Source organism: Actinomycetota bacterium, from assembly GCA_028698215.1.
In the GTDB taxonomy this organism is placed as follows: Bacteria; Actinomycetota; Humimicrobiia; order Humimicrobiales; family Humimicrobiaceae; genus Halolacustris.
The window spans coordinates 1-6,223 of the sequence record JAQVDY010000047.1 but is presented as its reverse complement, the minus strand read 5'-3'; the positions used below and the strand labels follow the sequence as shown (position 1 = coordinate 6,223).

Annotated in this window: 7 protein-coding genes and 2 tRNA genes; 8 read left to right on the top strand and 1 reads right to left on the bottom strand. The window is 44.2% G+C overall.

The genetic code is table 11. From position 1 onward, the window contains the following. Positions 1–12: 12 nt before the first annotated feature. The 8 genes from PHN32_08855 (at position 13) to PHN32_08820 (ending at position 5,790) form a co-directional block, all read left to right on the top strand. Positions 13–1,269, top strand: a complete 1,257-nt coding sequence (locus PHN32_08855; GenBank protein ID MDD3777697.1) for a uroporphyrinogen decarboxylase family protein — start codon at positions 13–15, stop codon at positions 1,267–1,269. A gap of 39 nt (positions 1,270–1,308) precedes the next feature. Then, positions 1,309–2,337 (top strand): LacI family DNA-binding transcriptional regulator, encoded by a 1,029-nt coding sequence (locus PHN32_08850; GenBank protein ID MDD3777696.1) that lies wholly within the window; start codon positions 1,309–1,311, stop codon positions 2,335–2,337. Positions 2,338–2,573: 236 nt separating this feature from the next. Beyond that, the gene (locus tag PHN32_08845) at positions 2,574–3,374 is read left to right on the top strand and encodes a class I SAM-dependent methyltransferase (GenBank protein ID MDD3777695.1); all 801 of its coding nucleotides are present in this window, start codon (positions 2,574–2,576) and stop codon (positions 3,372–3,374) included. Between the two features lie 75 nt (positions 3,375–3,449). Beyond that, the gene (murI, locus tag PHN32_08840) at positions 3,450–4,253 is read left to right on the top strand and encodes a glutamate racemase (protein ID MDD3777694.1); all 804 of its coding nucleotides are present in this window, start codon (positions 3,450–3,452) and stop codon (positions 4,251–4,253) included. 16 nt (positions 4,254–4,269) lie between these two features. Beyond that, a complete protein-coding gene (gene rph / locus PHN32_08835) occupies positions 4,270–4,998 on the top strand; it encodes a ribonuclease PH (GenBank protein ID MDD3777693.1) in 729 nt (242 codons plus the stop codon). Beyond that, positions 4,999–5,598, top strand: coding sequence for an RdgB/HAM1 family non-canonical purine NTP pyrophosphatase (gene rdgB, locus PHN32_08830; protein MDD3777692.1), 600 nt, complete (start codon positions 4,999–5,001; stop codon positions 5,596–5,598). It begins immediately after the preceding gene. A 31-nt stretch (positions 5,599–5,629) separates the two neighbouring features. Further along, positions 5,630–5,708, top strand: a tRNA-Pro gene (locus tag PHN32_08825). 5 nt (positions 5,709–5,713) lie between these two features. After that, positions 5,714–5,790, top strand: a tRNA-Gly gene (locus PHN32_08820). 84 nt (positions 5,791–5,874) lie between these two features. Here PHN32_08820 and PHN32_08815 read toward each other — a convergent pair. Further along, entirely contained in the window at positions 5,875–6,177 is a 303-nt protein-coding gene (locus tag PHN32_08815) for a PLDc N-terminal domain-containing protein (protein MDD3777691.1), read from the bottom strand. Positions 6,178–6,223 lie beyond the last annotated feature (46 nt).

Genomic DNA, 6,223 nt, shown 5'->3' with positions numbered 1-6,223 from the left:
AGGAGCTAGACCATGAAAGAGCGATACAATTCCAGGGAAAGGGTTCGCCTGGCCATTAGCCATAAGGAAGCAGACCGTGTACCTATTGATTTTGGAGCCATGAGGTCTACCGGCATAGCTACAATTGCCTACAATCACTTGAGAAAAAAGATGGGACTGGATACCGGGCTGGCCAGAATGTATGACTTCCAGCAGCAGCTGGCTTATCCTGAGCAACCAGTGCGTGACGCTTTCCATATTGATGCCATTGATGCCGGCCAGGCTTTTTTGGAGGATGAATCCCAATGGAAGCAGTTTCAATTAAATGACGGTTCCTGGTGCCTGGTACCCAAATATATTGATTTTGATATAGACCAGCAGGGCACCCTGCACCTTAAAAATAAGAGGGGGCTGGTAGTAGGAAAGAAACCCAAATCATCATTGTATGTGGACCAAATATACTGGCCTTATGCCCACCTGGACCAAATACCGGAACAGATAGATGAAAAGGATTTTTCCGATACCCTATGGTCAGTGCCTTCTCCCCCCTGGCATCTTGATATATTTAATGAGGCCCAGTATCAAGAATTTATAGATATGATCAAAAACTTATACCAGCAGACAGATTATTCCATTATGCTGGCGGTAGGCTGTAACCTGTTTGAAATGGGCACCTGGACCAGGGGCATGGATAATTTTTTAATGGACACAATGCTGGATAAAAAAGGGGTAGGCCGCCTGCTGGACAAGTTTGTAGAAGGGTATCTCCCCCTGTTGGATAAGGTTCTTAAGGGAGTGGGGGATTACGTAGACCTGCTGCAGTTTGGAGACGATCTGGGTTCACAGCAAAGTGCTTTTATACCCCCTACAATTTTTGCCGAGATATTTAAACCCAGATACAAAAAGATGTGGGACTTTGTACATGCTAACAGCGACTGCAAAGTGTTTTTGCATTCCTGCGGGTCTAATTATGAGTTGCTGCCCAGCCTGATAGAAGCAGGCCTGGATGTATTAAACCCGGTACAGACTACTGCTGTTAACATGGATGCAGCCAAGCTTAAAAAAGAGTTCGGCCAGGATTTGACCTTCTGGGGCGGCGGCTGCAATACCAGGGACGTACTTCCCAGCAAAAGTCCAAAAGAAGTCAAGGAAGATGTTAAGCGCAGGATAGAAATTTTTGCTCCAGGGGGAGGCTTTGTATTCAACCAGATACATAATGTAATGGCAGATATTCCTCCTGAAAATGTAATAGCCATGTTTGAAGCAGCATACGAATACGGAGTTTACTGATAGCAGGCATAGCTGATAATAATAGGGGCAAGGTGGCTTATGGAAGCCGCTTCCAATAAAAAGAAGATTACCATAGATGAAATTGCGGCCTTATCCGGGGTATCCAAAACTACAGTATCCAGGGTATTGTCGGGAAGGGCTGACCTGGTAAAAAAGGAAACCAGGGAAAAAGTAATCCAGACCATCAAGGAAAAGAACTACAGGCCCAGTATCATCGCCAGAAGCCTTAGGACCAAAAAGACCAAGGCCATAGGCTTAATTTTAGCGGATATTGAAAACCCATTTTATGCCCGGGTAGCCAAGGGAGTTATAGATACTGCGGAAGACCTTAACTATACCGTTATAATCAGCAATTCCAATTATGATATGAAGACGGAAGAAAAATTGCTGGACACCCTGATTTCCAGGCAGGTGGAAGGCCTGCTGTTTACCACTATCAATTTAAGGGAAAAAATAGTTAAGATCCTAAAAACAATGAGGGTTCCCTTTATGCTGGTGGACGGCAAATCGGATTACGGAGACATCAACTACATTACCAATGACAATTATTACGGGGGCAAGCTGGCTGCAGAATATCTCATAAGCATGGGCCATACTGCTATTGGTTTTGTGGGAAGTGACAAGATCTACAGCCTTAAGGAAAGGCACCGGGGGTTTAAGGATACCCTGGCCCGGAATGGCCTGCCCGATACCATCAGGGTAAAGATTAAGGATGTGCTTGATTCCCAGGAGCTTAAAAGCAAGACCCGCCAGCTTATTTGCGATAATCAGATTTCTGCCTTTTTTGCCGGCAATGACCATATAGCTATCGAAGTCCTTAACTTTGTGACCAATGAATTGGGCCTAAACATTCCTGAGGATCTTTCCATCATAGGTTATGATAATATAAAGGTAGCTTCGGCAGTAAGGGTTCCCCTGACTACTATCAAACAGTCCAAGTATTCCATGGGCAAAATAGCTGTGGAGCAACTGGTAGAAATATTGAAGAGCGAAGATTACAACTGCATCCGAAGAATTATATTAAAACCCAAGCTGGTAATCAGGGAATCGGTTAAGGCTATAGGCTAGCGGTAAAACCCGGGCAGCCAGGGTTGGCTGTTAAGTATGTTTTTTAAATTTTTCTAAATTAAAATGGCCGGTTCTCCTGCTTAAGTATAAAAACCTTCCAGAATAAATTACACCTAATAACCTGCAAGCTAAATTCAAGCTGTTTTTGTGCAGGAACCGCTGTAATTAAAACCCCCTTAAATTTTTCCAATTTTTTATTTATAATTACAAAAATTTAATGAAAAGGAATGATTAGTTTGGAACATAAATTAATATATAATTCCCTGGAGATTGCCAGTGATTACGGCTCCCGTGATTACATAGAAGCTCCGGAGGAGTCTATAAGGGAAAAATTAAGGGAAAGTCTGCCCCATTGCAGGATGCTGGATATGGGGGTGGGAGGAGGCAGGACTACCAAATATTTCGCCTCTCTGGCCCGGCATTACAAGGGAGCCGATTATGCCCCTAATATGGTAAAGACCTGCCGGGCCAAGTATCCACAATATGATTTTGTAGAATGTGATGTTAGGGATATGTCAGTATTTGAGGATGGAAGCTTTGATTTTGTGCTGTTCAGCTACAATGGTTTGGACAGCTTCAGCCATCAAGACCGCATAGGAGCCTTAGCGGAAATAAGCAGGGTTTTATCCCCAGGAGGATGGTTTGCCTTTTCCAGCCATAATATTAACTGGTATAAGTTAACTGACCTGTTCAGGATCAGGTCAGTTAACATAGATCCCGGTATTTCTTTAGGGGGCAAACTGGTCCAGTATGCTAAACAGGCTATCAAGAATTTAAGATTAAGTTTCTTGAACCGAAGCTTGTCTATGGAAGGGTTTATAAGGGAGCTAAGACAAAGCGAGCGGGGCTCGCTGTACGATAATTCCCTCAATGGACAGGCCAGTGTATATTATATAAGCAGGGACGAGCAGGTAAGGCAACTGGAGTCAGCTGGTTTTTCCAATATATCTACTTATGGAAGAAGCGGAATCTGTACTTCCAATCCCGGAGAACTTAACCGGGGAGGCTGGATATATTATCTCTGCCAAAAAAAGTAACAGTTTTTTAAATTTATAGTTTTTAATTATATAATTACTAAATTACCAATTTCAAAGGGGTTTAAAGGAGAATTTGTGGACAGCAGGCCTATTGGGGTGTTCGATTCGGGGGTAGGGGGACTTACCGTGCTCCGGGAAATTTTAAAACTGGTTCCAGATGAAAACATAATTTATTTCGGAGATACAGCCCGGGTGCCCTATGGACCCCGGGATTTGGAACAGGTTAGAAGTTTTGTATTTAAGATTACCGAGTTTCTTTCCCAAAAAGAGGTAAAGCTTATGGTCATTGCCTGTAATACTTCCACCGCAGCAGCCCTGGGGCAGCTTAACAGCAGATACGGCATACCAATTATAGGGGTTATAGAGCCGGGAGCCAGAACGGCAGTAAAGACTACGGTAAACAGAAGGGTAGGAGTAATTGCAACCCAGGGTACAGTAAACAGCGGAGCTTACCAGCAGGCTATTTGCCAAATAGATGAAAACATTGAAGTTTACTCCGCTGCTGCCCCCCGGCTGGTGGAATATGTGGAGCAGGGCATACTTAGCGGAGATAAGCTCAATGAGGCCATATACGGCTATATCCAGCCCTTGCTGGCCAAGGATATTGATGTGCTCATCATGGGCTGCACCCACTTTCCTTTAATAGAGGGGCCCATATCAGCTTGTGCCGGCAGCGGGGTAAAGGTAATCAGCTCTGCAGTGGAAACTGCGGCGGATGTTAAAAAAATCTTAGCTGCCCATAACATAGCTGCCCCTCCAGGGGGCATGCCTACCCGGATATTCTATGAGACCGGTTACGGAAGCCATTTTTTTGAGGTAGGAAAGATGTTTTTGGGGGAAGATATAACAGATGTGATAAGTATTAATTTGGAACTTTAATGGGGAAGGAAAAATTATGGTGGCTAGAATTGACGGCAGGAAGCCAGGCCAGGTAAGGGATATCAAGGTAAACAGGCAATATATATCCCATAGCCCTGGTTCTGTATTTATTGAGATGGGAAATACCAGGGTGGTTTGTACCGCTACTGCCGAGGATAAAGTGCCTCCTTTTTTAAGAGGTAAGGGAAGCGGCTGGATTACCGCAGAATATGATATGATTCCGGCCTGTGCCCCCCAGAGAATTATAAGGCCACAGACTATGGGCCGGATAAACGGCAGGACACATGAAATACAGAGGCTGATAGGCCGGTCGCTGAGGGCGGCAGTAGACTTGGGCAAGCTGGGGGAGCGCACCATATGGGTGGACTGTGATGTTATAGAGGCCGATGGGGGAACCAGGACTGCTTCCATTACCGGAAGCTTTATTGCTTTGTTTGACTGCCTTCATGCTTTAGTGCAGGCAGGAGTCCTGGCCGAATTGCCTATAGAAAACTTTGTAGCTGCCATTAGTGTAGGAGTGGTGAGGGGCGATATTTTAGTTGATCTTTGTTTTGAAGAGGATTCCAATGCGGAAGTGGATATGAATGTAGTGATGGATTCTAAACAGAGGTTGATAGAAGTGCAGTCTACCGCAGAGGGCCTGCCTTTTTCCAGGGGGGTTTTTGACGATATGCTGGATAAAGCCATGGCTGCTATTTTTAACTTGATAGAAATGCAAAAAAGGTTGCTAAGCGAAGGGATATAGATGTTAAAGATAGCAATTGCTACCCAGAATGAAGGTAAAATAAGGGAAATAGAGGGATATAGCCACCCCGTTCAATCTAGAATAGAATGGATTACCTATAAACAAATTAAGGATTTTCCACAAGTAGAAGAAACAGGGGACACATTTTTGGATAATGCCAGTCTTAAGGCTGAGGCTATTTCCAGGCATACCCAGCTGATGGTGGTAGCTGATGATTCGGGCCTAAAAGTGGATGCCCTGGAAGGGAGGCCTGGCGTACTAAGCAGCCGTTTTGCCGGCGACCAGGCTACGGATGAGGAAAACCGCATAAAGCTTTTAAGAGAGCTAGAAGGCATAGATATAGCCCAAAGAGGTGCCCAGTTTGTCTGCAGCTTGGTTTTATGGGATCCGCAACAGGGTTTATTGTTTAAGACTGAAGGCATATGCCCAGGAAGAATAGGGTTTGTAGAAAGGGGCCAGGGAGGTTTTGGCTATGATTCCCTGTTTATTCCTGATGGTTTTACCCGGACCATGGCTGAGCTTTCCAGCAAAGAGAAAAATAATATCAGCCACAGGGGCAAGGCCCTTTCTTCTTTTTACCGTTTTATTGAAAATTTCTAGATTTATGTTATTATAACTTCTTGCTGTATGTCGGGATGTGGCGCAGCTTGGTTTAGCGCACCTGCTTTGGGAGCAGGGGGTCGGAGGTTCAAATCCTCTCATCCCGACCATTTGAGCGGGAATAGCTCAGCTGGCTAGAGCATCAGCCTTCCAAGCTGAGGGTCGCGGGTTCGAATCCCGTTTCCCGCTCCATTTTTTTGCCCTGATAAAACAAATATACCAGCCAAAAAGACTGGTATATTTATCTGAAAATGTTTCTTGCTTCTTGATACGGTATTAATTACTGGTTTTACTTGGTTTTTTGTCCTCTTTTTTATACATAATCACAAAATAATAGATTATGGGGACAATGTTGTTTACCAGTATCAGCAACAGTAACCATATAATCTTGGCATTGGTGCCACCCACTGCAAAATCCTTGTCGTCCCTCTTGATACAGTCGATCAGGGTTATAATCCATAATATAAATATACCCAGTCCTATCAGGGAGGCTACTATGGCAAAGATTATCATTAGCACTACAAATATTCCACCAGCGGAGGCTGCCGTAATTCCAGCTATTGAGCTTATTAGATCCATATTCCTCTTTAAGTAATTAACAATGTAATTATTCTATATCCACCTT

Coding starts and splice junctions, on each gene's coding strand:
- PHN32_08850 (MDD3777696.1), top strand. CDS start 1,309: ATGGAAGCCGCTTCCAATAAAAAGAAGATTACCATAGATGAAATTGCG.
- PHN32_08855 (MDD3777697.1), top strand. CDS start 13: ATGAAAGAGCGATACAATTCCAGGGAAAGGGTTCGCCTGGCCATTAGC.
- rdgB (MDD3777692.1), top strand. CDS start 4,999: ATGTTAAAGATAGCAATTGCTACCCAGAATGAAGGTAAAATAAGGGAA.
- PHN32_08815 (MDD3777691.1), bottom strand. CDS start 6,177: ATGGATCTAATAAGCTCAATAGCTGGAATTACGGCAGCCTCCGCTGGT.
- rph (MDD3777693.1), top strand. CDS start 4,270: ATGGTGGCTAGAATTGACGGCAGGAAGCCAGGCCAGGTAAGGGATATC.